The organism is Nonomuraea sp. NPDC051941, assembly GCF_044593615.1.
In genome coordinates, this window is the sequence record NZ_JBIUCF010000023.1 from 127,244 (window position 1) to 153,430 (window position 26,187).

Annotated in this window: 20 protein-coding genes; 10 read left to right on the plus strand and 10 right to left on the minus strand. The window is 71.3% G+C overall.

From position 1 onward, the window contains the following. The first annotated feature begins 47 nt into the window (after positions 1 to 47). On the plus strand, positions 48 to 1,694 hold the full coding sequence (locus ACIHFD_RS34450; protein WP_397370484.1) for a beta-N-acetylhexosaminidase: 1,647 nt from the start codon (positions 48 to 50) through the stop codon (positions 1,692 to 1,694). 14 nt (positions 1,695 to 1,708) lie between these two features. Here the strand turns inward: ACIHFD_RS34450 and ACIHFD_RS34455 are convergent, their stop codons facing one another. From ACIHFD_RS34455 to ACIHFD_RS34470, 4 genes are all read right to left on the minus strand, one after another. After that, positions 1,709 to 2,755, minus strand: coding sequence for a LacI family DNA-binding transcriptional regulator (locus tag ACIHFD_RS34455; RefSeq protein WP_397370485.1), 1,047 nt, complete (start codon positions 2,753 to 2,755; stop codon positions 1,709 to 1,711). 44 nt (positions 2,756 to 2,799) lie between these two features. Continuing rightward, positions 2,800 to 5,253: a glycoside hydrolase family 3 C-terminal domain-containing protein gene (locus ACIHFD_RS34460; protein ID WP_397370486.1), complete on the minus strand. Its 2,454-nt coding sequence runs from the start codon at positions 5,251 to 5,253 to the stop codon at positions 2,800 to 2,802. Then, positions 5,250 to 5,864 (minus strand): DUF305 domain-containing protein, encoded by a 615-nt coding sequence (locus ACIHFD_RS34465; protein WP_397370487.1) that lies wholly within the window; start codon positions 5,862 to 5,864, stop codon positions 5,250 to 5,252. Before ACIHFD_RS34465 ends, ACIHFD_RS34460 begins: the two co-directional genes overlap by 4 nt. A 90-nt stretch (positions 5,865 to 5,954) precedes the next feature. Next, the gene (locus ACIHFD_RS34470) at positions 5,955 to 7,304 is read right to left on the minus strand and encodes a DUF1996 domain-containing protein (RefSeq protein ID WP_397370488.1); all 1,350 of its coding nucleotides are present in this window, start codon (positions 7,302 to 7,304) and stop codon (positions 5,955 to 5,957) included. 342 nt (positions 7,305 to 7,646) lie between these two features. On the opposite strand from ACIHFD_RS34470, the gene ACIHFD_RS34475 reads away from it, so the two are divergent. Together ACIHFD_RS34475 and ACIHFD_RS34480 are read left to right on the plus strand one after the other, a co-directional pair. Beyond that, on the plus strand, positions 7,647 to 10,607 hold the full coding sequence (locus ACIHFD_RS34475) for a discoidin domain-containing protein (protein WP_397370489.1): 2,961 nt from the start codon (positions 7,647 to 7,649) through the stop codon (positions 10,605 to 10,607). Between the two features lie 45 nt (positions 10,608 to 10,652). Next, positions 10,653 to 12,827 carry a discoidin domain-containing protein gene (locus tag ACIHFD_RS34480; RefSeq protein ID WP_397370490.1) on the plus strand — a complete coding sequence of 725 codons (2,175 nt, stop codon included), beginning with the start codon at positions 10,653 to 10,655 and terminating at the stop codon, positions 12,825 to 12,827. 57 nt (positions 12,828 to 12,884) lie between these two features. Here ACIHFD_RS34480 and ACIHFD_RS34485 read toward each other — a convergent pair whose 3' ends face one another. Then, positions 12,885 to 13,367, minus strand: coding sequence for a MarR family winged helix-turn-helix transcriptional regulator (locus tag ACIHFD_RS34485; protein WP_397370491.1), 483 nt, complete (start codon positions 13,365 to 13,367; stop codon positions 12,885 to 12,887). Positions 13,368 to 13,436: 69 nt separating this feature from the next. Here ACIHFD_RS34485 and ACIHFD_RS34490 point away from each other — a divergent pair, with 69 nt between their 5' ends. Both ACIHFD_RS34490 and ACIHFD_RS34495 read left to right on the plus strand, forming a co-directional pair. Then, the gene (locus ACIHFD_RS34490) at positions 13,437 to 14,633 is read left to right on the plus strand and encodes an MFS transporter (RefSeq protein ID WP_397370492.1); all 1,197 of its coding nucleotides are present in this window, start codon (positions 13,437 to 13,439) and stop codon (positions 14,631 to 14,633) included. After that, complete coding sequence (locus tag ACIHFD_RS34495) at positions 14,630 to 14,812, plus strand: hypothetical protein (RefSeq protein ID WP_397370493.1); 183 nt, start codon at positions 14,630 to 14,632, stop codon at positions 14,810 to 14,812. Before ACIHFD_RS34490 ends, ACIHFD_RS34495 begins: the two co-directional genes overlap by 4 nt. Here ACIHFD_RS34495 and ACIHFD_RS34500 read toward each other — a convergent pair whose 3' ends face one another. From ACIHFD_RS34500 to ACIHFD_RS34510, 3 genes are all read right to left on the minus strand, one after another. Further along, the gene (locus ACIHFD_RS34500; protein ID WP_397370494.1) at positions 14,813 to 16,456 is read right to left on the minus strand and encodes a hypothetical protein; all 1,644 of its coding nucleotides are present in this window, start codon (positions 16,454 to 16,456) and stop codon (positions 14,813 to 14,815) included. A gap of 164 nt (positions 16,457 to 16,620) precedes the next feature. Next, positions 16,621 to 17,355 carry a hypothetical protein gene (locus tag ACIHFD_RS34505; protein WP_397370495.1) on the minus strand — a complete coding sequence of 245 codons (735 nt, stop codon included), beginning with the start codon at positions 17,353 to 17,355 and terminating at the stop codon, positions 16,621 to 16,623. 165 nt (positions 17,356 to 17,520) lie between these two features. Continuing rightward, entirely contained in the window at positions 17,521 to 18,018 is a 498-nt protein-coding gene (locus ACIHFD_RS34510) for a hypothetical protein (RefSeq protein ID WP_397370496.1), read from the minus strand. Positions 18,019 to 18,202: 184 nt separating this feature from the next. On the opposite strand from ACIHFD_RS34510, the gene ACIHFD_RS34515 reads away from it, so the two are divergent. After that, positions 18,203 to 19,543 (plus strand): hypothetical protein, encoded by a 1,341-nt coding sequence (locus ACIHFD_RS34515; RefSeq protein WP_397370497.1) that lies wholly within the window; start codon positions 18,203 to 18,205, stop codon positions 19,541 to 19,543. A gap of 35 nt (positions 19,544 to 19,578) precedes the next feature. On the opposite strand, the gene ACIHFD_RS34520 is transcribed toward ACIHFD_RS34515, so the two are convergent. Continuing rightward, entirely contained in the window at positions 19,579 to 20,064 is a 486-nt protein-coding gene (locus ACIHFD_RS34520) for a hypothetical protein (RefSeq protein WP_397370498.1), read from the minus strand. A 43-nt stretch (positions 20,065 to 20,107) separates the two neighbouring features. Between ACIHFD_RS34520 and ACIHFD_RS34525 the strand changes: the two genes are divergently transcribed. Further along, positions 20,108 to 20,635, plus strand: a complete 528-nt coding sequence (locus ACIHFD_RS34525; protein WP_397370499.1) for a hypothetical protein — start codon at positions 20,108 to 20,110, stop codon at positions 20,633 to 20,635. After that, positions 20,628 to 21,821: an MAB_1171c family putative transporter gene (locus tag ACIHFD_RS34530; protein WP_397370500.1), complete on the plus strand. Its 1,194-nt coding sequence runs from the start codon at positions 20,628 to 20,630 to the stop codon at positions 21,819 to 21,821. The genes ACIHFD_RS34525 and ACIHFD_RS34530 overlap by 8 nt, the downstream gene beginning before the upstream one ends. Here the strand turns inward: ACIHFD_RS34530 and ACIHFD_RS34535 are convergent. After that, complete coding sequence (locus ACIHFD_RS34535; RefSeq protein ID WP_397370501.1) at positions 21,772 to 22,215, minus strand: helix-turn-helix domain-containing protein; 444 nt, start codon at positions 22,213 to 22,215, stop codon at positions 21,772 to 21,774. The two genes, ACIHFD_RS34530 and ACIHFD_RS34535, sit on opposite strands and share 50 nt — an antisense overlap. A 158-nt stretch (positions 22,216 to 22,373) precedes the next feature. Between ACIHFD_RS34535 and ACIHFD_RS34540 the strand changes: the two genes are divergently transcribed. Further along, positions 22,374 to 24,596: an AfsR/SARP family transcriptional regulator gene (locus tag ACIHFD_RS34540; RefSeq protein WP_397370503.1), complete on the plus strand. Its 2,223-nt coding sequence runs from the start codon at positions 22,374 to 22,376 to the stop codon at positions 24,594 to 24,596. A gap of 288 nt (positions 24,597 to 24,884) precedes the next feature. After that, positions 24,885 to 26,183: an extracellular solute-binding protein gene (locus ACIHFD_RS34545; protein ID WP_397370504.1), complete on the plus strand. Its 1,299-nt coding sequence runs from the start codon at positions 24,885 to 24,887 to the stop codon at positions 26,181 to 26,183. Positions 26,184 to 26,187: the final 4 nt, after the last annotated feature.

Here is a 26,187-nt window from a genome sequence, read left to right on the forward strand (position 1 = left end):
TCCGCGCGCCGCCGTCAAGCCCTCCCGCGACCTGTGAGGAAAGCCGCATGAGCCTCGTCCCCTTGCCCGCCGCCGTGGTCCCGGCCCGCGGCGCCTTCGCCCTCACCACGGAAACCGGCCTGACGGCGCCGGACGCCCTGCACGGAGTCCTGGCGTGGCTACAGGGCGCCCTGCGCGCGGGGACCGGGCTGCCCCTGTGCGAGTCGGCGTCCGGCTCGATCCGGCTGGAACTCGAGCCCGATCTCGCCCCCGAGTCCTACCGGCTGCGGGTCACCCCCGACCACGTGCGCATCGAGGGCGGCGACCCCGCAGGCGTGTTCTACGGCTGCCAGACGCTGCTGCAACTGCTGCCGCCCGCCGTACACCGCCGCTCACCCATCACCCCCGGCACGGACTGGGTCATCGGCGCGACCACCGTCACCGACGCGCCGCGCTTTCCGTGGCGCGGCGTCCTGCTCGACGTCGCACGGCACTTCATGCCGGTGCACGGCGTGCTCAGGCTCATCGACCAGATGGCGGCGCACCGGCTCAACCGGCTCCACCTGCACCTCACCGACGACCAGGGCTGGCGTCTGGAGATCGGCCGCTACCCCCGTCTGACCTCGGTGGGAGGGTGGCGTACGGAGACACAGCTAGGTTCCGGGCCGGACGCGGGCACCGACGGCCGGCCGCACGGCGGCTATTACACCCATGACGACATCCGCGAGATCGTCGCCTACGCCGCCGGACGTTTCATCACCGTCGTGCCGGAGATCGAGATGCCCGGCCATGTCCGCGCCGCCCTGGCCGCCTACCCCGAACTGGGCGCCGGGGCGGAGCTACTGCCGGTGTGGACCCGCTGGGGCATCGACGATCATGTGCTCAACGCCGAGGAGCACACCGTCAGGTTCTTCTGCGACGTGCTGGACGAGGTCATCGAGCTGTTCCCGTCGCCGTACGTCTGCGTGGGCGGCGACGAGGCCCCGAAGACCCGCCTGCGTGACGATCCCGCCTTGTGGGCCAGAGCCGCCGAACTCGGGCTCGACAGCGTGGACCGGCTGCCGGGATGGTTCCTGGGACGCATCGGCCGCCACCTGGCCGGGCACGGCCGCCGCATGCTCGGCTGGGACGACCTGCTCGAAGGCGACCTGCCGGCCGGGACGACGCTTCTGTCCTGGCGCGGCATGTCCGGCGCCGTCGTCGCGGCCCGCCGGGGACACGATGTGATCAGCTGCCCCGACAACCACGCCTATCTCGACTACCGGCAGTCCGACCTGGACACCGAGCCGATACCGCAGTCCGTCGTCCTGGACCTCGACCGCGTCTACGCCTTCGAGCCCGTGCCCGCGGAGCTTTCTCCCGAGGAGGCCGGCCATGTGATCGGGGGCCAGGCCAACATCTGGACGGAGTACATGGACTCCGGACGTGTGGTCGACTATTTCGCCTTCCCCCGCCTGGCGGCGATCGCGGAAGTCCTGTGGACTCCGGCCCGCCTGCGTGACCTGCCCGGTTTCCGCGAGCGCATGGAAACCCACCTGCTGCGCCTGGAAGCCATGGGGATCGAGTTCCGCCGGTCGCAGGGCCCGAAACCGTGGCAGCAACGGCCGGGGATCGCCGGACGCCCCAGGACCGAGGAGGAACGCGACGCCCACATCGCGCGCATCACCGGCCGGTCGTACCCCCCGGCGAACGCGTTGACGGGACACACCCCGTAGGGCCGCGGCGGAGGTCAGGCGGACTGGCGGACGACGAGAGCCGGATCGAAGATCACCGAGGTCGGCGGAAGGCCCGGCTCCTCGATGCGGGCCAGGAGCAGGCGGGCCATCTCGGCGGCCATGTCCTCCACCGGGTGGCGGACCGTGGTGAGCGGCGGACGGCAGGCGGTGGCCACGCTGCTGTCGTCGAAGCCCACGACCGCGACGTCCTCGGGAACCCGGCGGCCGTGCTGCCGCAGCGCGGGAAGGGCCCCCTGGGCCATGAGGTCGTTGCCCACGAACAGGCCGTCGAGGTCGGGATGTTCGGCCAGGAGCCGTTCCATGGCGGCCTCCCCGCTGCCGTAGGTGAACCCGCCCTCGGCGCAGGGGATGTAGGAGTGGCCGTGCGCCGCCATGGCGTCGCGGAAGCCGGCCAGCCGCTCCTGGCTCGCGGGCACGTCGAGCGGGCCGGAGATCGTGGCGATCCGCCGCCGCCCCAGTGCCCACAGATGGTCGGCGGCGAGCTTCGCCCCGGCCCGGTGGTCGACGTCGACGTAGCTGATGGGGATGGGCCGGGCCGGTTTGGCGAACAGCACCGTCGGCACCCGCGCCTCGACGAGGAGCGCGGGAAGGGGGTCCTCGGCGTGGGTGGACACCAGCGCGGCCCCGTCGGCGTTGCCCTGCCGGAGGTAGGTGACGATCTGGTCGCGACTCTGGTCGGTCTCGGCGAACATCAGGGTGGGATGCACGCCGCGCGTGCTCAGGAAGCTCACGACGCCGGCCACCACGCGTCCGAAGAACGGGTCGGTGAAGACGGTGAAGCGCTGGTCGTCGTCGCCGTCCCCGGCACCGGAGACGACCAGCCCGATCGCGCCGGTCCTCCTCGTCACCAGAGACCGCGCCGCCGAGTTGGGCACGTATCCGATCGCGCTGATGGCGTGGCGCACCTTCTCCTGGATCGCGGGATCGACGTTGCGGATGCCGTTGATCACCCTGGAGACGGTGGCGCGCGAGACCCCCGCCACGCGCGCCACGTCTTCCAGGGTGGGGAGGGATTGCGATGCCGGGAGACGAGGGGTCATGTGGGCTTTATAGCAGAGAGGGGGAGAGCGCTCTCCAAGGCGGTTCACCCGAATACGGCGGCGGACAACGGAAGGTCGGCCGACGAGCGGCCGGCCAGGACGGTGAAGCCGCCGGGTTCGGTGCGCCAGGCGCCCTGCCCGGCGTCCCAGTGCTGGAAGGCCCGGGCCGGGAGCCGCACGTCCACCTCGACGCTCTCGCCGCGCCGCGCCTCGGCCATGGCGTGGCCCGCCAGCCAGCGCGGCGGGCGGGCGAGGGACGTCTCCGGTCGCGCCAGGTAGACCTGGACGACCTCGCGCCCCGGCCGCTCGCCGATGTTGCGCACCCGTACGCGGACCGTCACCGGCAGCCCCGGGGCGGCCTCGGCGGGCACCGACAGCTCCTCGTACGCCCAGGAGGTGTAGCCCAGCCCGTGCCCGAACCAGTACGCCGGAGGCTCCGCCCGACGCAGCCAGGCACGGTAGCCGATGTCCAGGCCCTCGGCGTAGGTGAGCGTGCCGTCCACGGGAACGGTGGAGACCAGGGACCGGCCGGCGAAGGTGACGGGCAGGCGGCCGCCGGGCTCGGCCCGCCCGAACAGGACGTCCGCCAGCCCGTGCCCCGCCTCCTGCCCGGGGAACCAGCTCAGCAGCACGGCCGGCACCTCCTCGCGCCACGGGAGGGCGACGGGGCCACCGGCGTTGACGATCACGATGGTGGCCGGGTTGGCCGCCGCCACCGTCCGGACGAGCTCGTCCTGGGGGCCGGGGAGGTTCAGGTCCGTCCGGTCGGCGCCCTCGCTCTCGGCGTCCTGACCGGTCCCCACCACCACGACGGCAAGGTCGGCGGAGCGCGCGAGGTCGGCCGCGGCCCGCAGCCCGGCCGTCTCCTCCGGCCGGGGCGGGCCGGCGGCCAGCGCCGAGGCCACTCCGCTTCCGGGGTCGAGACGCCGCCGGGACACCAGTTCGACGTCCTGGCCCGCCTCGAGCGGGAGCCGGGCCGTCCGGTACGGCGGGGAGAGGTGCACGGTCGCCGGGTCGTCGGTGTCGCGTTCCACCTCCTCGTCGATCAGCACGCGGCCGTCGGCTTCCAGGGTGACGCGACCCCAGCCCGCGACGCCCAGCTCCCACGGCCCGGTGACATCGGGGCGCAGGAGCGCGCGGATCTCGACGACCGCCGCGCGGGCGGGCACCGTGCGCGCCGGCTCCGGAATGTGGCCGGTCAGGCGGTGCTCGGCGTGGATCTCCCGGCCGGCGGCGTCCAGCAGCCGGACCAGCAGGCCGGGCTCGCCGGTGCGCGGATCTCGGGCGTTGGCCGTGCCGAGGGGGGTGGGACGGGCGCCGTGCGAGACGCCGGGGCAGTGGACCACCTCCACCGTGGCGGGCAGGGCTTCCCGGATGCCGTCGAGGAGCGACACCGTGCGCCGGGGGTACACACCCGCGCTGCCGCCGCCCTGGATCCGGGGGGTGACGGCGTTCGGCCCGAGCACCGCGACGCGGCGCGGCCGGTCGGGGTCCAGGGGGAGCAGCCCTCCTTCGTTGCGCAGGAGCACCGCGCTGGCCGCGACGGCGCGCCGCAGCAGCGTCCGCGCCGCGCGCTCGCCTTCCGGAGCCCCGGACGCCGGGCCGGTCGGGAGGTCCGGCGGCCAGGGGTCGTCCGCCGGAAGGCCGAGCGCGCCGACCCGGGCGGCCAGCAGAAGCAGCCGCCTGACCTTGTCGTCGATCGCGGCCTCGGGCACCTGCCCGTCGCGCACGGCGGCGGCCAGCGCCGGCCCCCATGGGCCCTCCGGGCCCGGCATGGCGAGGTCCTGCGCCGCCCGGCCCGCCGGAGCCGTGGACCGGACGGCCCCCCAGTCCGACACCACCACCCCGTCGAACCCCCACTCGTCCTTCAACGGGTTCGCCAGCAGCGGGTTCTCCGACATCGTGATCGAGTTCACCGCGTTGTAGGCGGACATGACGACCCACACGCCCGCCGCCACCGCGGTCTCGAACGGCGCCAGATACAGCTCGCGCAGCGTCCGCTCGTCGATTCGCGCGTCAAGGGTGAGCCGTTCGGTCTCGGAGTCGTTGGCGACGTAGTGCTTGGCGGTGGCCGCGACCCCGCCCGCCTGGATTCCGCCGATGAGGGCGGCGCCGATACGGCCGGCCAGCACCGGGTCCTCCGAGTAGCACTCGAAGTGGCGGCCGGCGAGCGGCGAGCGGTGCAGGTTCAGCGTCGGGGCGAGCAGGACGTGCACCCCCTTGCGCCGCGCCTCGCCGGCGAGCAGCCCGCCGAGCAGGCCGACCAGGTGCTCGTCCCAGGTGGCCGCTAGCGCGGTCGGGCAGGGCAGGGTCAGGGAGGTGTCCCTCTCGTCCCAGCCCTCCCCGCGGACGCCGGCCGGGCCGTCGGAGAACACCATGGCCCGCAGCCCGATGTCCGGCTCGGCGCCGGTGCGCCACACGCTCGCACCGGTGACCAGCCGCGCCTTCTGTTCCAGGTCGAGTTTGCTCACGAGGCGATCGATGTCGTCGTCGGTCACACACGTCCCCTTCGTATCTCGATCTCGTTCAGCAGGCCGCGCTCGGCCGTCCGGCTTCGCACGATCGCGGCGGCGAGGTCCCTGGTGGCGCGGTCCGCCCCGGAGACCTGCTCCGATCGGGACACCAGGGCCGTCTGCTCGACGTGCTCGCTCAGCCGGGTCAGGAAGAGCCGGTCGAAGGCGCCGCCCGTGGCGGCCCCGAGCGCCGCCAGCTCGTCCGGGGTGGCCATGCCCGGCATGTCGTGCCCTTCGTGCGGGTTCCGCGCAGGCAGTCCGGTACGGCCGAGCTCGGCCCGCAGGCGTCGCAACTCCGCTGCGTGAGCCTGCCGGAGACGGCCCGCCAGCCCTCGCACGGCGGGCGAACCCTCGCCTCCCGCACCGAGGTCGAGCAGAAGCAGCGCCCGCTCCTCCATCGCGATCATCAGTTGCAGCCAGGCGGTGTCGGTGCCGTTGAACCCGGTGGCCGTGGCGGGCAGGACGGCGCCGGCAGCGGGCGGATGCGAGGCATGCCGGTCGTGTGATCCAGGTTCGGCGGAACGGGCGAGGCAGCCTCCCACCAGGGCGACCGCCGCCCCGAGCACCAGGAGCAGGACCGCGGGGCCGTGTCTCATGCGAAGTCCCTCGATCAGGTCGGGCCGTGCCGGGCACCGGGTCACGGCGCCCGACACGGTGATCATGTTCCCGGGTGGGCCGGGCAGGGGTCAGGGCAGCTCGAAGTTCTCGGTGAGGGCGGCGCCGCGGTGCGGCTTGTACTGGTCGTATCCCCGCGGGTCGCACTGCAGGCCGCCGTTGATGCAGTGCGTCACCAGCGCGTCCAGGATGGCGGGGTCGTCCCAGGCGTTGAAGAAGTCGTAGTGCCAGGTGTAACCGCGCCCGCTGGCCAGCCGCGCCTGCGACAGGTCGCCGCCGGCGGGGAAGGCGATCTTGAACTCCAGCATCGGCACCGCGACCGGGTGGCTGGCCGGGCAGTAGCCGCCGGCCGGGTAGGCCATGTGGCTCTTGTGGTCGGCGCTGTCGAGGTGGACGCCGTCCCAGCAGCTCGGCGCCTGGTACCGGACGTTCACCTGGGTACCCGCCGCGCACGACTGCGGGATGTCCCAGCTGTGTGAGATGTCCCCGCACTCGAAGCCCTCGACCGCGCCAGGGGAGTCACGGAACTGCTCCAGTGTCGCCGTCGGGCTGCCCACGACGAAGCGCAGCCCCTGCGGGAACGGCTGGACCCGCCAGTACTCCAGGATCCCGGACTTGTAGTAGATGACCTGGTTCCCGGCCGGCTGGATCAACTGGTCGCCCTTGTAGAAGCTGGGGAACCAGTACGCGGACCGGTCGTGCGGGTTGGTGCAGGACGTGCCGCCGGCGAGCAGCGAGGTCGCCGTGCTGGCGGCGTTCGTCGTCCTGTTCCCGACGAAGGTGTGCATGTGGGACGCGCCGGGAAGGCCGGGGTAGACGATGGGGTCGTCGGGACGGTTGGCCGTCCAGGAGCAGTTGGCCTGGAATTCGTGGTGCGTCACCTCGTCGGTGAAGGTCGGCCTCGGCCTGGGTGTGGTCCCGTCGCCTCCGGCGCCGTACACCTTGAACTCCCACAGTGAGTAGCCGTAGCCGGTGCCGCGCGCCGTGCCGTACATCCGCACGTACCGGCCGGTGCCGGACACCTGGAGGGTCTGGCTGCCGCCGGTGCCGAACGTGGTGGAGTAGACATCGCTCCAGCTCTGCCCGTCGGGCGAGGTCTGGATCTTGAACGCCTTGCCGTAGGCGCCCTCCCAGACCAGCAGGACCTGGGAGATGGTCGCCGGACCGCCGAGGTCGACCTGCAGCCACTGCGGGTCGGCCGCGAGGCTGGACCAGCGGGTCGCGGTGTCGCCGTCGACGGCGGCCCCGGGGCCGTATCCCGCTCCCTCCACCGAGGAGGCGGTGACGACGCGGCCTTGCGAGAGCAGGGCGTCCGCCGCGCGGGCCGGCGCGATCATGACCAGCGCGGCGGCGACGACCGTGGCCAGCGCGCCGGCGAGCAGGGCCAGGTTGAGCCTGGCGGGTCTTCGGGAGGATTTCATGATCTCTCCTTGGGGGGAACCGTCGGACCGGCAAGGAGAGCGCTCTCCAACGAGAGTCGTACGCCGGGTCGCACTTGTCAAGGCGCGATGACTCCGATCGGAAGGAGAAGTTCACCCGGCCGACACGTCGGCATCCGCTCAAAGCCACGACCTGCGTGAATTCGAGTTGGATGTTTCGTGCGGGTGAGCGGCGGATTTCCAGATCGCGGGAAATGGGCCTTGACTGGGTCCGATTTGCCGGGCACTCTCGCCGGTACGGAGAGCGCTCTCCCCCTGTCGCCGATGCGGCGACCACCCCCCATGTTCGGAGGAGAGACAGTGCGTCCAGCTCGAAGTCCCGGCTTGTCGCGACCGGCCCTGGTCGTCGTCACCCTGGTGGGGCTGCTCCTTTCCGGCCTGGCCTGGCCCGGCCCCGCCTCCGCGGCCGACACCCTGCTGTCACAGGGGAAGCCGGCGACGGCGTCCTCGTCGGAGGGGGCCGCCTACGCCGCCGCGGCCGCCGTCGACGGCGACACCGCCAGCCGGTGGTCGAGCTCGTTCAGCGACCCCCAATGGCTGCAGGTCGACCTCGGCGCCCCGGCGACGATCAGCAAGGTCGTCCTGATCTGGGAGACCGCGTACGGCAAGGCGTTCACCCTCCAGACCTCGCCCGACGGCACGAACTGGACCGACGTCTACCAGACCGCCGCCGGCACCGGCGGCACGCAGACCCTCGCCGTCACCGGCAGCGGCCGGTACGTGCGCATGCACGGTACGGCGCGCGGCACCGGCTACGGCTACTCCCTGTGGGAGTTCCAGGTCTACGGCCAGACCGGCGGACCTTCGGGAGACGACTGGACGGAGGTGTGGAAGGACGACTTCACCGGCCCGGCCGGCACTTCCCCCGCCGCCGGCGACTGGATCCTGCGCACCGGCACCCAGTATCCGGGCGGCCCGGCGAAGTGGGGCACCGGAGAGGTCGAGACGATGAGCGCCTCAACGGCGAACGTGTCCCTCGACGGCTCCGGCCATCTGAACATCAAGGCGATCAGGGACGTCTCCGGCGCCTGGACCTCGGGCCGGGTCGAGACGCAGCGCACCGACTTCGAGCCGAGACCGGGGGAGATGTTGAGGTTCAGCGCCCGCGTCAAACAGCCCGACGTTCCCGGCGCGCTCGGCTACTGGCCGGGCTTCCGCGCGACCGGCGCCGCCTTCCGCGGCAACCACACCAACTGGCCGTCGATCGGCGAGACCGACATCATGACCGACGTCAACGGCCGCGACCAGCTCGCCAACACCCTGCACTGCGGCACCGCCCCCGGCGGAGCCTGCAACGAGTACGACGGCCGCACCAGCGGCTTCGCCACCTGCGGCGGCTGCCAGAGCGACTACCACGACTACGCGCAGGTCATCGACCGCACCACGACGGACGAGGAGATCCGCTTCTACCTCGACGGCAGGCAGACCTGGGTGGTGCGCCAGAGCCAGGTCGGCGTGGCAGCCTGGAACGCCGCCGTCCACCACGGCTTCTACCTGCGCCTGGACCTGGCGATCGGCGGCTCCCTGCCCGACGCGATCGCGGGCCGCACCACGCCGGTCGCCGCCACCACCTCCGGCGGCGTGCTGAGCGTGGACCGCGTCGTGGTCGAACGGCGGACCGGCACGACGCCCACCGCCATGACCGACCCGCCCGTTCCCGCCGGGCCGAGCACGGTGAAGGTCACCGGCTCGCAGGGCAACTGGCAGCTGCAGGTGAACGGGTCACCCTACCTGGTCAAGGGTGTGACCTACGGCCCGCCGCAGGGAGCGGCCGACGCGTACATGCGGGACCTGGCCGCCATGGGCGTCAACACGATCCGGATCTGGGGCGTCGACGACACCACCACCCCCGGGCTGCTCGACACCGCCGCCCGGCACGGCATCAAGGTCATCGTCGGTCACTGGCTCAACCAGGGTGCCGACTACGTGAACGACACCGCCTACAAGACCAGCGTGAAGAACGAGATCGTCGCCCGGGTCAACGCGCTGAAGAACCGCCAGGGCGTGCTGATGTGGGACGTCGGCAACGAGGTCATCCTCACCATGCAGGACCACGGGCTGCCCGCGGACGTCGTCGAGCAGCGGCGGGTGGCCTACGCCAGGTTCGTCGACGAGGTGGCCGAGGCGGTCCACGCCGCCGACCCGAACCACCCGGTGACCTCCACCGACGCCTGGACCGGCGCCTGGCCGTACTACAAGGCGTACTCCCCGGCGCTCGACCTGCTCGCCGTCAACGCCTACGGCGCACTCAAGAGCGTCAAGGACGACTGGTCCAAGGGCGGCCACACCAAGCCGTACATCGTCACCGAGGCCGGCCCGGACGGCGAGTGGGAGGTCGCGAACGACGTCAACGGGCAACCCACCGAGCCGACTGACCTGCAGAAACGCGACATGTACAGCGCGAGCTGGAACGCGATCCGCGGCCATCCCGGGGTGGCGCTCGGCATGACCGCCTTCAACTACGGGCTGGAGAACGACTTCGGCGGGGTCTGGCTGAACGTCCTCACCGGAGGGTGGCGGCGGCTGGGGTACCACGCGCTGAAGCAGGCCTACACCGGGCAGCCCTCCGCGAACACCCCGCCGCGGATCACCTCGATGACCGTCGGCTCGCAGACCGAGGTGCCCGCCGGGCGCACCTTCACGGTGGACGCCGCGGCCACCGACCCCGACGGCGACCCGATCCGCTACAACCTGATGTTCAGCGACAAGCACGTCACCGGGAACCGGGGACTGCGGCACGTCTCCTTCACCCAGACCGGCCCGGGCCGGTTCTCGGTGACCGCCCCCGAGCAGCTGGGCGTGTGGAAGGTCTACGTCTACGCCTACGACGGCCAGGGCGGCGTCGGCATCGAGCAACGCTCGTTCCGCGTGGTCCCGCCGGTCGTGGACGGGACGAACGTGGCACGCGGGAAGCCCACCACCGCCTCCAGCTTCCAGCCGACCGGCGACGGCGGGCCGTTCACCCCTGATCGCGCCACCGACGGCAGCTTCACCACCAGGTGGGCCAGCGAGTGGGCCGATCCCCAGTGGATCACTGTGGACCTCGGCCAGGTCACCGCGCTCAAGCAGGTCCAGCTCGGCTGGGAGGCCGCCTACGGCAAGGCCTACCAGATCCAGACCTCGGCCAACGGCGCCGACTGGGCCACCGCCTACGGCACCACCACCGGCGACGGCGGTTTCGACCAGATCCCCCTGAACGCCTCCGCCCGGTACGTCCGGCTGAACCTCACCCAGCGAGGCACCGCGTACGGCTACTCGCTGTGGGAGTTCGGCGTCTACAGCTGAGGCGCCCGGTGACCCGCTCCACCACCCCCGATGAAAGCGAAGGACATGAGACACAGGTCAAACCCGGCCGGGCTCGCGATCCTGGCCGCCCTGCTGGTCACGCCCGCGGTGGTCACGCCCGCGTCCGCCTCCTCGATCTCCCAGGGCGGCGCTGCCGCCCTCGCCGACTGCCAGTCCGCCAACGCCGCGCTGAACAGGCCGGCCACCGCCTCGTCGATCGAGGGCGCCGGCACCCCCGCCTCGGCGGCCTTCGACGGAGCCTCCGGAACCCGCTGGTCGAGCGCGTTCAGCGACCCGCAGTGGATCCAGGTCGATCTGGGCGAGGTGCGCGACATCTGCAAGGTCGATCTGTCGTGGGAGGCCGCCTACGGCAAGGACTTCACCATCCAGGCGTCCGCCGACGGCACCACCTGGAGCGTGCTGAAGACGGTGACCGGCGGCACCGGCGGCACCGCCTCCTACGACGTCACCGGCTCGGGCCGCTACCTGCGGATCAACGGCACCGCCCGCGGCACCGGCTACGGCTACTCGCTGTGGGAGGTGGCCGTGCACGTGACGGGCGGCGGCACGCAGCTGCCCGGCGGCGGCGACCTCGGCCCGAACGTCAAGGTCTTCGACCCGTCCATGTCGTCGGCGACCATCCAGGGACAGATCGATCAGATCTTCAAGCAGCAGGAGGCCGCCCAGTTCGGCACCGGCCGGTACGCCTTGCTGTTCAAGCCCGGGAGCTACGACGTCAACGTCAACACCGGCTTCTACACCTCCGTGCACGGCCTCGGGCGCAACCCCGACGACGTCACCGTCAAGGGCGTGAGCGTGGACGCGGGCTGGTTCAACGGCAACGCCACCCAGAACTTCTGGCGCTCCACCGAGAACCTCGCGGTCACGCCGTACGACGGCACCAACCGGTGGGCGGTCGCGCAGGCCGCGCCGTTCCGCCGCATGCACATCCGCGGCGGGCTCAACCTCGCGCCGTCCGGGTACGGCTGGGCGTCCGGTGGTTACATCGCCGACAGCAAGATCGACGGCACTGTCGGGTCGTACTCCCAGCAGCAGTGGTACACCCGGGACAGTTCGATCGGCGGCTGGTCCAACAGCGTGTGGAACATGGTGTTCTCCGGCGTGCAGGGCGCGCCGGCCACCGGCTTCCCCGAGCCGCGCTACACCACGCTCGACACCACCCCGGTGAGCCGCGAGAAGCCGTACCTCTACCTGAACGGGAACGACCCCGCAGTGTTCGTCCCCGGCAAGCGCACGAACGCCAGCGGCACGACCTGGGCGAACGGCCCGACCCCCGGCACGTCGGTCCCGCTCACACAGTTCTACGTGGCCAAGCCCGGGGTCGGCGCCGCCACGCTCAACCAGGCGGTCGCGCAGGGGCTGCACCTGCTGTTCACGCCCGGCATCTACCACCTCGACCAGACCGTCGAGGTGACCAGGCCGGACACCATCGTCATGGGCCTCGGCCTGGCGACGCTGGTGCCGGACAACGGCGTCACCGCCATGCGGGTGGCGGACGTGGACGGCGTGAAGCTGTCCGGCTTCCTGATCGACGCCGGCCCGGTCAATTCGCCGACGCTCCTGGAGATCGGCCGCCAGGGCGTCCACACCGACCACTCGGCGAATCCGATCACCGTGCAGGACGTGTTCGCCCGGATCGGCGGGCAGTTCGCCGGGAAGGCGACCACCAGTGTGGTGGTGTACGCCGACGACACGGTCATCGACCACACCTGGATCTGGCGGGCCGACCACGGCGACGGCGTCGGCTGGGACGTCAACGCCGCCGACTACGGCCTTCGCGTGTACGGCGACGACGTGCTGGCCACCGGGCTGTTCGTGGAGCACTTCAAGAAGTACAACGTGGAGTGGTCCGGCGAGCGCGGACGGACGATCTTCTTCCAGAACGAGCTGCCGTACGACCCGCCGAACCAGGCGGCGTACATGAACGGGAGCGTCAAGGGCTGGGCCGCCTACAAGGTCGCCCCCTCGGTGAACACCCACGAGGGTTGGGGCCTGGGCAGCTACTGCGTGTTCACCAGCGACCCCAGCATCCAGGTGGACCACGGCTTCGAGGTCCCGGTGAAGGCGGGCGTGAAGTTCCACAGCCTCCTGGTCGTCTCCCTCGGCGGCAAGGGGCGGTACAACCACGTCATCAACGACACGGGCGCCCCGGCCTACGGACCCGACACCATCCCCTCGACGGTCACCACCTATCCGTGACCCGCGCGACGACGTGCCGGGCGCGGGGTGGCCCGGCACGTCGCGGGGAAGTGCGGGTCAGCGGTTCGACTCCACGTTCTCCAAGAGGCGGCCGAGCAGCCCGTCCAGCGTCTCCCGCTCCTGCGCGTCCAGCACATAGACCATCTCCGCCTCCACCTCCGCCCGGATCCGCATGGCCTCCAGCCACAGCTCGTGGCCCTTGTCGGTCAGCTCCACGTCCACCCGCCGCCGGTCCTCCGCGCTGCGCAGCCGCCGTACCAGCCCGGACTTCTCCAGCGTGTCGAGCCGCCCGGTCATCCCGGCGGGCGAGAGCATCAGCTCGACCGCCAGTTCGGACGGCGTCGCGGCCCCGCCATGGGCGACCAGCCGGTGCAGCGTCTCGAACTCGAAGTCCTGCATCCCCACCTGCGCCAGCGCCGCCTCCTTCGTCTGGCGCAGGTGCTTGACGAGGAACTGCATCCGCGTCACGACCGCCTCGACCCGCTCGTCGTACGGCGCCTTGCCCCGCCACCGGGCGAGATGGCGATCCACTGAGTCCACAGGCAACAACGATACGCCGACGAGTATTTAGTTGACGAAATATTAGCTGGCGAAATAATCTGGCGGACCATGAGACTGCTGATCGGCCGGGCCGTGTCCGCCCTGGCCACCGCGTTGATCCCGACCACGATCACCCTCGCTGTGCTGCGTGCCACCGGTGATGCCGGGGCCGTCGGCATGGTGCTGGCGTGTGAGGCGATTCCGTTGCTGGTGTTCCTGCCGGTGGGCGGGGTGGTGGCCGACAGGGTCAGACCCGAGCGATTGGCGCTGGTCACCGACCTGGTACGCGGCTTGACGCAGGCCGCCATCGCGATCGAGCTGCTGACCGGTGCCGCCAGTGTGCCTCGCCTGGCTTTGCTGGCCGTGCTGGCGGGTGTCGCGGTCGCGTTCGGGCTGCCGGCGGTGCCGAGGCTGGTGGCGGCCGCGGTGCCCGGGCCGGAGCGGCTACGCGTGAACGCCCGGCTCGGCGTCGCGACCAGCCTGGCCGCCGTGCTGGCTCCCGCCCTGGCGGGCGGCGTGGTGCTGCTGGCCGGCCCCGGCTGGGCCGCGCTGCTCACGGCCGCGCTGTTCGCCTGCTCGGCGCTCACCCTGGGCGGAGTACGTACGGCCAAGCGCCCCAGTGCCCAGAACGCCACGTTTCTCAACGACCTGAGAGAGGGATGGGGCGAAGTACGGCGGCGGCCGTGGTTCCTGGCGACGGTCCTGGCCCACGGGGTGTGGCACTTCATGGCCGGGCTGTTCCTCACGCTCGGCCCGCTGGCGGCGGTCAAGGAGCTGGGCGGTGAGGCCAGTTGGGTGCTGATCGTGCAATGTGGCACGGTGGGGCTGGTCGCGGGGGTGTTCGCGGCGCCGAGGCTGCCCATCCGGCGGCCGCTGGTGGCCGTGCAGGTGGGTGCGGCACTGTACGTGCTGCCGATGGCGGCCCTGGCGCTGCCGGCGAGCGCGTGGGTGATCGCGGGGGCGTACTTCGTGGCGATGTTCGGGCTCGGCGTGCTCAGCCCGCTGTGGGAGACCGTGATCGCCGACGAGATCCCCGAAGCGGCGCTGGGCCGAGTACGGTCGTTCGACCAGCTCATCTCGTTCGCGACCCGGCCGTTCGGGCTGGCCATGGCCGCGCCGCTGGCGGGGCTGGCCGGCGCGCGGGGGCTGCTGCTGGCCGGCGCCATAGCCGTCGCCGTGGCGAACCTGGCCGCGATCGCCACCATTCCCCGCCGCCGCCCCAGAACGTCCGAAGCGGGTGGTCACGTGACCGTCCGTCGGAGTTGAGGTCCGAAAGAGTCGCTCTGGCGGCAGGTCGCGAGGGCGCGGTCACGGCCAAAGGTCCGCCGCCACGGCCCGAACGGGCGGGCGGCGGCCCCGACGCCGGCAGTGGCCGCATGATCAGGATCGTGCCGGCCGACGAGCACCCGGTGGTGCGCAGCGGCCTGCGCGCTGTCGGCAGCTGATCAGCGGCGCACGACCTCCCGCTGCTCCCAGACGTGCTCGGGTACGCCGCCCGCCCGGGTGGCGAAGGTGATCGGCTGAGGCCCGCCCTCCCGGGCGACCACGATCGTGACCTCCGGCTCCAGGACCAGCGCCTCGGTGCTGTGCAGGACCGACGGCTCGGCGCCGTGAAAGGAGATCACCGCGTCGCCTTCACGAAGGCCGGCGGCAGCCGCCGGGCCGGCGGGGTCGAGACCGGCGATGACGAGGGGCGGGTTCGTCAGCGAGCGGTCGGTGAAGCCGAGCCTGCGCACCTCCGTCCGACGCCGGACCCGGGTCAGGTCCGCTCCGAAGGCCTCGTCCGGGGGCACGATCACGTCCCCGGCGAGCATGCGCTCGAAGTGCGTGATGCCGGCCTCGCCCAGCTCGGCCCGTAGTTTCGCGCGCCAGAGCGCCTCGTCGTACGGGCGGCCGGCGCGGCGGTCCTCGACCATCGCGAGAACGAGATCGTCCAGCGACCGGCTCCCGCCGCTCCGCCCGCGGATCAGGGCGTCGAGGTCGGCGAAGTACATGAACCCGCGGTTGTAGGCGATGCCCTGGACGTGGGAATCGGACCAGTAGCGCCCGGGGGCCTCCGCGTAGGGCAGGCCGAGGCGCGGGCTGGTGTAGTAGGCATGGGTCATCGTCCGCACTTCGGCCTCGTGCGCGTCCCGGTCCAGCAGCTTCGCCTCGGCCGCGATCTTGATCTTGTAGTGCTCGGCGAGCCCTTCGCTGTACCACGAGGTGCTGCCCGGCGGCCCGTCGAGCGTGCCGACGAAGTGATGGACCATTTCGTGGAGGAACATGTAGCGCCGGGCCGCCTCGGTGTGCGGGCCGGTGCCGTACTCCAGCATGAAGCCGTCGTTCGTGGCGGCGCCTCCGTCGCGGCGGTTGGGGTGCGGCCGGAGCATGAAGTGGTAGGGCGCGGGAGACGGCGCCCGGAAGAACGCCGTCAGCGCCTCGTGCGCCCGGGTGCACCAGGCCATGGCGTCCTCGACGGCGAACGGAGGCTCGCCGATCCAGTACGCGTTGAACGGCGCCGTCCCCGCCTCCTCCGGGAGGGTTCGCACGGGTCCGGCGATCAGGAACGTCATCAGCACCTCGGGCATCGTCAGGTCCACCGTGAAGTCGCCTGCCCCGCGCGTGGTGAAGCCCCGCGCCTCCCGGTCCCCGAACGCCCAGGCGACGGTGAGGCGCAGGCGAACGCTCAGGTCGATGGGCAGGATGAGGAACGTGGCGAACGCGCCCGCGAACCCGCCGTCGATGCCCCGCAGGTCGAAGGACGGCCCCGGCCGCCGTGGGGAGAACGCCGGGACGATGGCGGCGCGGTAGGTAAGCGTGACGTCCCCGACCGTGTCCCGGGCCGGGATGAAGGTCCGCGCGGTGAAGAGCGCGCCGACGTCTTCCGGGTCGCTCGTGCCCTCCGTCAGATGCAACTCGCCGCGTTCGTCGCGGGCGATCACGTCCTCCGCGCGGTAGTCCTGGCCGCTGACGCTGGCGATGATCCTCGGCACCTGGAGGAAGGGACGTCCGCAGGAGCCGTCCAGACCGCCGAAGCGGGCCGTCACGGTGACCGTGTCGGCGGTGGGGGCGAGTGTGAGGTGAAGCGCGACCTCCGGCTCTGCCAAGGGGGATCGGTCCTTTCTCCGGCGCTCGTTTGGATGGGAACTATACGATCTGTTGCAAGGATCTACAAGACAGATAAGTCTCCATCCTAGTTCTCCTGCTTGAGGCAGCGCGATGGCACGAATTTAGCCACCTCAGGTTGAAGAAATCGACTATCTGTTGAATATCACTGGCCGGGAGCCGCGGGCCGGGGTGCGAAGTGGCGCAGGGCGGCGTCGAGGTGGCCGGGAGTGGTGTTGAGTTCGTCCAGGCAGCACAGGCCGATGGTGTCGGTGGCCTTGTCACGCCACGGGGAGCGGGCGGTGGTCCAGGACAGGCGCTGCCCGGCGAAGGGATCAGGGGCGGTGTAGTCGAACACCGGGCGCACGACCAGGGCGGGGCGGGGCTTGGTACCGGTGACGGGGACGATCTCCACGGAGGCGATGCGCGGCCAGGCGAGGCGAACCCGACGCAGACCACGGACGAGGTCGATGCCCTCGGCCGAGATACGCAGGCGGCGCGGCATGACCAGCTCGAACAGGAACATCCACAGGGCCTGGAGGGCGAACAGCAGGGCAACGACGATCAGGCCGAACAGGAGGTACGCGACGAACTGCAGCAGGGCGAACCCGCTGTCTTCGTCCAGGGGCTCGGTCAGCCGGTCGTCCGGAGGCTGCGGTGATGAGGAGAACCAAGGCTGTGCCACGTACCAGATCCCGAGCGCGACGAAGATCGTCACGACCCAGACCAGCCATCTGCCCCTGCCCTTGCGCGCGACGGTGCCCGCCTTGATCCGGACGACGAAGGCCTCGGCAGGCGGACGGGCGGCCCGCGCCGGACAGGGCGAGCCAGGCCCGGTAGCCGGCGGTCTGGGTTCCGGGACGGGCCCTGGAGGGATCTGTGGCGGCTCAGGCGTGCTCATGCGCCGCTCCCCGAGGCCGTCGTCCAGTTCGACTGGAGACGGCCCGGCGGCGGACAGCGCCACCTGCCCTGGTCGGTCGCCATGCCGCCGACGATACGCCGCGCTGACGACCCGATCGAGAGGGTCCGTGGCGGCGGGTGATCGGGTTCGTCCCGTTCATGGCCACTAACGGATGCCTCGTTGACGATTGGGCTGCCTGCCGCAGTCGCCGAACGATCCCCAACCGCCGGAGGCTCGGATCGCGGACCCGGGAGAGCTGATCGTCCCCTGGAACCTGACGCACTTGCCGTGGGCATTCGCCTTCACCGGCCCCGCATAGTATTTGAAGTTTCCCGAATCCTCGTATTTGAGGGGGCCGGCGAAGGCGATGTTCTTCACGAGGAGGGTCGCCGTGGTGCTGGTGGGCGTGCCCACGAAATCGGACTTGCTGGTGACGACGCAGTGCTCCCCGGTGGACGCGTTGTAGAGCAGGTGGACATGGCCCCGGACGGTGTTCGTCTGGTCGGCCACCGGCATGGTGCCCAGCGCCACCCTGCGGAAACCGCTGCCGCACACCTGCTCGGGGGTGGAGCCGCTCGCGGCGCCGGCGGGCGCCGGTAGGCCGGCGAGTGCGGTGGCGAGCAGGGTCGCCGAGGCGAGTCGCGTGATGACGTTACCGGTCATGGATTTCCTCACTCGGGGTCGGCAGGACAGCGGCGGATGGTGATCATCCGGCGTCTTCGAGGCTGGCGGGTCCGGCGTTTGTCCGGAAGCAGTCGATGCGAAATCCGGACAATGAGTTGTCCGCGGACAATGCGTTCTGTTGACTTGATCATCGGCGGAGGGTGCGGGGGAGGGGACGGCCGCGATGAACCGCAAGGCGGGCAGGCCCCAGGGCGGCCCCCGTGGCAGCACGCAGCAGGCGAACGCGCTGGCGGAGTTCCTGCTGACGCTCACCGTCGGGATGACCGTCCGCGAGCTCGCCGCGCGGTATCACGTGGGCAAGACGCTCTGGGGCGAGTACCGTTCAGGCCAGAAGATCATCCCATTGGAGTTGCTGAAGCGGCTGGTCCAGGATCACACGCCCGACGAACGCACCCGCCACGTTCACCTGGAGACCGCCGCCCGGCTGCACACGGCGGCCCTTGAGGCGGCCCGCCACGAGCCCGCCCCGACGGCCCTCGAACCGGCGACCGCGCCGGAACCAGCGGCCCTCGCACCGGCGACCGCGCCGGAACCACCGGCCCTCGCACCGGCGACAGCACCGGAACCACTGGCCGCGAACCCCGGGGCGGCGCCTGCGGGAAGGTGGCGTCCACGTCCCCTCCTGCTCGCCGGCGGTGGCACCGCGATCGCGGTCCTCACGCTGATCGCCCTGCTGGTCGGATGGGGTCCTCCGCGCGGGGACGCCGTGTTCGCCGTGGGGCCGGACGGCGCCGGCATCTTCCGCTGGGACGGCACGGACGCGGCCGGGTGGACCAGGATCGGAGACGGTGCCAAGCGCCTCTACTCCGGGCCCGCCGGTCTGTTCGCGACCGGGATCGACGATCGTCTCTACCGGTATGAAGGCCACCCCGGCCGCTGGTCGCTGATCAGTGAGCCGGGCGGCGACTTCGCGGTCAGCGGCGCGCACGTCTTCCGGCTGGCCGCCGACCGCCAGTCCGTCGACGTGTGGAACGGGAAGGGCACGTCGTGGACCAGCGTCGGCGGCCCGGCAGCGCGGTTGTACGGCGGCGAGCCAGGCCTGTTCGCGACCAATCCGAAGGACGGCCGGATCTTCCGATACTCAGGCCCCTTCGACTGGGAGTGGATCGGGACGGCGGGAGCCTCGTTCGCGCTCACCGACCGTCACCTGTACGGCCTCACCCCGGAACGCGCCATAGTGAACCGCTGGCTCTCGGAGGAGACCTCGCCACCCTGGCCGCCCTGGATCTACGCGGCAGGCCCGGCGGCAGAGCTCTACGGAGGACCCGCCGGGCTCTTCTCCACCGACCCCTCGCGCGTACGGCTGCGCGTCCTCGCGGACTCGTCGACCGCCGTCCTGAGCCAGAGCTGGCAGGACATCGGCCCGGCGGGCGCGGAAGTGGCGGTCGGCCGGGAGGCGGTGTACGTCCTGACCGAGGACCGCTCGCGGATCCTGCGCTGGTCCGCCGGCTCCGGCACCTGGCGGTACATCGGCGGACCCGCCCAGACTCTGACGGCAGGCTGATGCCCGGCCTCCCGACCCCTTCAAGGTCTTCTGGATCATCGGGACAGGGCGCTGGCCAAGGACGCGGCGTCCGATCCGGTCCAGCCGACGTAGCCGTCCGGGCGTACCAGCACGGCCTCGGCACCAAGCTCGCGCACGGTCACCTCGTAGCCCACCCAAGCCGACCACGGGGCGGCGGCCGCACGCAGGCGATCCGAGCCGGAGAGCACCACGCCCCGGCCGGCGCGTAGATCGAGGCCCGGCAGGAACCGCCCGAGCAAGGGGTGCGGCTGCCCGGGGAGGGGATAGCGGATGTCCAGCCCGGAGATCATCCTCGCGACCACCTTGTTGGCTTCCGGCACGGTCAGCAGTTCCTCGACGATGTCGCGCAGGGCCAGGTTCTCCTCGTCGGGCACCGTGATGCCCAGCTCCGCCACCCTGGCTTCGAGGAGCTCTTCGACGCGCGCCTGCGGGATGCCGAGATCACTCCGCGGTCGAGCCGGTGCGCGACCGCGCGCTGTACGGAGCAGAATCTTTGACAAGTCCGGATAACGTCGTGCGGTTGAACCGGTCAAGAAGGAGACCATGGATCTGGCCCGCGTGCGAGACCGTTGTGAGCAACAGATTCGGCGCCTGCGCATCTCGTCGCCGTTGAATGTCGTCGCACTGTGCGAGGGCCTGGCCAGGGAGCGCGACCGGCCGATCCGCCTTCTCCCGCTGTCCTCGCGGCCGTCGAACCCCTCCGGCCTGTGGGTGTCCGCGAAGACCGCCGACTACATCTTCTACGAGGAATCCGCCGGCTCGGTGCATCGCGAGCACATCATCCTGCACGAGATCGGCCATCTGGTGTTCGGCCATTCGGGCGTCGCGGACCTGGACGACCTCACCGCGCGCCTGCTGGCGCCGAACCTGGATCCGAAGGTCGTGCGCCGGCTGCTGTGCCGGGGCAAGTACGACGACGTGGACGAGCAGGAGGCCGAGCTGTTCGCCACGCTCGTGCTGCTGCGGGCCGATTTCCAGGTCGTTCCCGTGCGGGGCCCGGACATCATCGACGATCCTTCCGGGGTGCTGGCGAAACTGAAGGCCGTGCTCGGGGGCGACGACCATGCTTAGGGCCTTCCACCTCGCCGTGATCGCGCTGGCGTGGATCGGCGTCGGCTACAAGCTCATCGACCTGCGCCGCAGGCCGAACGGCCTAGGGCGCCTCGCACTCTGCGCGGCGCTGCTGTTCCTCGCGCTGGCGTTGACGGTCGGGCTGCCGCCGCTGTATCAGCGCATCCCCTTGTTCGCCGGGTCCCCGAGCCTGGTCCGGCTGGTCCAGCACAGCCTGGTCGTGCTGGCCGTCTTCTCGACGCAACTGCTCGTCGTCCATCTGGCCTCGCCGCCCGGCCGGACGGCGGCCAACGTCCGGGTGCGCGCGGTGGTCATGGCGGTCTTCCTGATCGCGATGATCGTCTTGTTCGCGGCGGCGTCGCCGGGTGACGCCGCGGAGGACTTCGTCGCCGCGTACGCCACGTGGCCGTTCGTCACCGAATACCTGCTGACCTTCCTGGGCTTCGTCGCCGTGGTGATGGCGGACATCTTCCGGCTTTCGGTCCGGTTCACCCGCCGCGCCACGGCGGGGTTCCTCCGGGCCGGGCTGTGGTTGTGGGCCGGGGCGAGTTCGGCGGGCTTCGCCTTTGCGGTGCACAAAGCCGCCTACGCCCTCATGACGCGCTTCGGGAACAAGCCGCCGTGGCCGGAGGGGCCGGTTTCCACCACGCTCGCCGGCCTGGTGCTGGCCCTCTTCGTCGCGGGGCTCACCGCGTACGGCTGGGGCCCGCGGATCGGCGCCGCGCGACTGTGGTGGAGCCGTTATCGGACCTATCGCGCGCTTCTTCCGCTCTGGAAGGCGTTCTACGAGGTCATGCCGGACATCGTGCTGAGGTTGCCGGCCACCCGCCGTGCCCCCGTCGATCTGCGGCTCTACCGGTGCGTCATCGAGATCCTCGACGGGCGGCTGGCGCTGCGGGCCTACTGGGACGGAGAGGTCGCGCGAGTGGCGCGGGAACGAGCCATGGCGGCGGGGCTGACCGGGCCGCGGCTCGATGCCGCGGCCGAGGCCGCCGCGCTCGCCGCCGCGCTGGAAGCGCGCGAACGCGGCCACGTGACCGGGCAGGAACCGCCGGTGATGCCTGATCTCGGCCCTGATGCCGGCATGGCAGAGGAGATCCGCAGGCTCGTCCTGACAGCCCGCGCCTATCGCCGGATCACGACTCGTCGCGCGGGGGAAGCCCTTCCAGCGTCCGTACGCGCTTGATCACCTCGGTGATCGTGTCCAGGCTCTCCACCGACAGCCCGGACGCGCGCAACGCGACATCCCGGACGCCGGCGTCCCTCAGCGCGACGACCAGGGCGAGCTCTCCCTCCACCTCGTCACGGATCCGCTCGTCGAAGAAGTAGGCGGGGGGCACTCCGAAGAAGGTGGCCAGCGCGGTGAGGTGCTTGAGGGTCGGGTTGTCGCGCTGGCCGGTGCGCAGATACCAGATGTAGGAGGCGGAGATGCTCACGTCCTGGTCCCGCGCGATGGCGGCGGCGACCTCCTCGTTGCTGTATTCCCGGCGGCCGGGCTCCCGGACCGTGCGGAACAGGTATTCCAGCTTCTCGGCCAGGCTCCGTTGCGGTGCGGGCTCTTCTGCGCTGGAGCTCTCCATTGTCCACCTACTCGCTTGACTGCTGTGGACGTAACCACGGCGATCTTCACCACCGTTGACAGTGGCGCAGAGGTTGAGTTTAACTGACACGGTCTTGACTGGTGTGGATCGTACGGGGAGTTGCCATCCACATCAGTCCAACGGGGTTGGGGGAGCTGATGGCTGTCCGGTTCCGGGTTCTGGGGCCGCTGGAAGTGGTGAGGGACGGCGGGGCGCCGATCCGGCTGCCTTCCGGAATGCAGCGGATCGCGCTGGCGACCCTGCTGCTGTATCCCAATCAGCCCGTGGTCGCCGACGGTCTGATCGAGCGGATGTGGGGGGACGACACCCCCGATGACCCTCGCGGGGCACTGCACACGCATCTGACCAGGCTTCGGCGCACCCTCTCCAAGGACCTGATCGAGAGCAGCGGAGGTGGTTATCTCCTTCGCGCCGACGAGGATTCGCTGGACCTGATCAACTTCCGTGATCTGGTCGCCCGGGGGCGGCGGGACAGCGCCGCCGAGAAGAGCCTGCTCACCCAGGCGCTGGCGCTGTGGCGGGGGCCCGCGCTGGCGAACGTCGACTCGGACGCCCTTCATCGTGACGAGGTCGCCGAGCTGGAGGAGGAGCACCGGCACGCGCAGGAACGATGGTTCGAGCTCGCCCTGCGGGCGGGGGAAGGGCCGGCGATCATCAGCCGCCTCAAGGCGGCGGTCGTGGCCTCCCCGATGAGCGAGCGGCTCAGCGGTCAGCTCATGATCGCGCTCTACCAGGCCGGTCGCCAGGCGGAGGCCCTGGAGGTGTACGAGGGACTGCGGGTGACACTGCGGGACGAGCTCGGGCTGGAGCCGGGGCAGGGGATCCGGCAGGCGCACGCGCAGGTCCTGAGCCAGGACGTACCCCGGCTCGGCGGGGATCTGTCAGGGGATCGCGAGCAGGCGGCCGTCGCGCATGTGCCCGTACCGGCGGAGCTGCCGGCGAAGGTGGCGACCTTCACCGGGCGGCACCACCAGGCGCAGGCGCTGCTCGACTCGCTGCGCGACGGGCGCACGACGGTGGCCGCCATCTCGGGGCCGGGCGGCATCGGCAAGTCGGCGCTGGCCCTGCACGTCGCGCACCGGCTCGCGGCCGGTTTTCCCGACGGGCAGCTGTACCTGGACCTCAACGGCTCCGCCTCCGACGTCCCTCCGCTGGAACCGGCGCAGGCTCTCCGGCGGCTGCTCCGCTCCCTCGGCGTCGTGCCGGCCGCCGTGTCCGCGGAGCCGGGCGAGGCCGCCCGGCTGCTGCGCTCGCTGACCGCCGGCCGGCGCATGCTCTTCCTGCTGGACAACGTGCGCGACGTCGCCCAAGTGCGCGATCTGCTGCCCGGCGGCGCCGGTTGCCGCGTGCTGCTCACCAGCAGGCGGCTGCTCGCCGACCTCGACGGCGCCGAGCACGTCCAGCTGGACGTCTTCTCTCCTGAGGAGTCGTACGAGCTGCTCGAACGGCTGGTCGGCGCGGCGCGCCTGGCCGCGGAGCCGCAGGCCGCCGCCCAGGTGGTGCGGCACTGCGGCGGCCTGCCGCTCGCGGTGAACATCGCCGCCACCAGGCTCGTCTCACGCCCGGCCTGGCCGATCTCGGTCCTGGCCGACCGGCTCGCCGCCCAGCACCGGCGCATGAACGAGCTGAGCGCGGGCGATCGTGCCATCCGGGACACCTTCACCACCAGCTACCAGCAGCTACAGACCGAACGCCACGGTGCGGCGGCCACGCGGGTGTTCGACCTGCTCGGCCTGTTCGACGGCGCCGACCTCGGCACCGACACCGTCGCCGCCCTGGCCGACCTGCCCGCCGAACGCGCCTGGGAGTTGCTCGAACTCCTCGCCGACGTCCGGCTCCTCCAGACCCATGAGCCCGGCAGGTACCGGATGCACCACCTGGCACGCCTGTTCGCCCGCGAACGCGCGGCAACCCGTGGCCCCGACGCCCCGCAGGCCGTCCGGCGGGTCCTGCATCACTTTCTGGCCACCGCCCGCCGGGCCGTCCGGTTGCTCAACCCGCATCCCGAGTGGCCGGTCGCCATCGCTCCTCTGGCGGCTGTTCACGCCGGATCGCGGCTGGCCGGCCCCCAGGCCGCCCGGGAATGGGCCGACGCCGAGGCGCCCAACCTGGTGGCGGTGGTCCGGCAGGCGGCCGAGAGCGGCGACGACGACCTCACCATCGGCCTGGCCGCAGCCTTCTCCCACCTGATGCTGGACCGCGGCCGATGGGACCAGGTGCGTCAGATCCGCCGGGTGGCCGCACACGTGCTCCAGCATCCGGCGGCCGAACGGGCCGGCCTCGGCGTCCCCCTGTCCTCCAGAACCCACCTCGCCGTCGCGTCGCGCATCCTCCTGCCGGACAAGGCGTCGCTGGGCTGATCACCTCGCCCCGGACGTCACTCAACGTGATTCCGGCGCCCGTGGCTGATCGCCGACCCCGATCGACCAGGTCGGCGAGTGAACGAAGGCCGCCACCGAGCGTGATCAACCTATTTTGCTACAAGTTCCGAAATTGTTCCGTGACGGGTCCGCTGCACAGCCGAAACACGCCCTACCTACCGTCCTAAACAGCTGCATAGGCGCCATCCGGCCCCTCTGATGAAAAAAGCTACTTTCGCCGGAAATCCCCCCACTGCGATCAGCGCCTTCGTGTGACAGGAGCCCCGAGTGCCCAACCTCTCCCGACGCGGTGCCCTAAGGCTGACCGCCGGCATAGCTCTCAGCCTCACCCTCTCCCTGGCAGGCTGCGGACGCAGTGACGGCGCCGCCGCGACCGGCACCGCCAAGCCCATCGACGCCTCCCCGGCCACCGGCACCGTCAACGTCTGGGCCGCCCAAGGCGATGCCGACGTGCTCGACAAGGTCATCGAGCCGTTCAAGGCCGCTAACCCGGACGTCACCGTGAAGTTCACGCTGATCCCGAACGCCGAGTACTACACCAAGCTCCAGTCGGCGATCGCGGCGGGCAAGGGGCCCGATGTCGCCCAGTTCTTCCCCGAGTCGCAGGCGCAGTTCCTCGATCCGTCGATCCTCCAGCCCGTGCCGGACGGCCTCGTCGACCCCGGCGGCTTCTTCAAGAGCCTCTGGGACGCGGGCGTGGCCAAGAACGTCGCCTACACGGTGCCCTGGTACGCCTACACCTACGCGCTCGTCTACCGCTCCGACCTGGCGGAGAAGGCGGGTGCCAAGGCGCCGGCCACGTGGGACGGCATGGTGCCGTTCCTGAAGGCGCTCCAGGGCGCCGGCGCCGGGCACGGCCTTGGAGCCGACATCGGCTGGGACATCTTCAACGGCCAGGACGTCGCCATGTACGCCTGGCAGGCGGGCGGCTCACTGCTCTCCTCCGACGGCAAGTGGACGCTCGACACGCCGGCGATGGCCGACGCGCTCAAGTACAACGCGTCGTTCTTCACCTCGGGCGTCGCCGACCCCAGCGGGCCCACGTTCCTCGACTCGCAGCCGTACTTCGTCGACGGCAAGACCGCCGCCATGATCACGGGTCCGTGGGTCATCGGTCAGCTCGACACCGCCGCGAAGAAGCCCGGCTGGACGGCGTCCCACGTCGCGACCGCGCCGCTGCCGGCCGGGCCGTCGGGCGGCACCTCCTTCTCCGCGGGCGGCAGCTGGGGCGTGCTCGCCACCAGCGGCAACGCGGCTGCGTCGTGGAAGCTCGTCCGGCACCTCTCGCAGCCGGGCACCCAGGTCGCGCAGTACAAGGCGTACAGCTCGCTGCCGGCCGTCATGTCCGCCTGGGAGGACCCGGCCATCAAGGGCCAGCCGCTCCTCGGCGCCTTCCTGACCCAGCTGAAGAACACCCGGACGTTCCCGCAGGTGAGCACCTGGCAGCAGGTCGCGACCCGGCTGGGGAAGGAGATGGAAGCGGTGGCCAAGGGCAAGGGCACCGCCGAGCAGGCCGCCGCGAGCGTGCAGGCGTACGCCGAGAGCCTCGGCACGGGTACGCGGTGAGGCG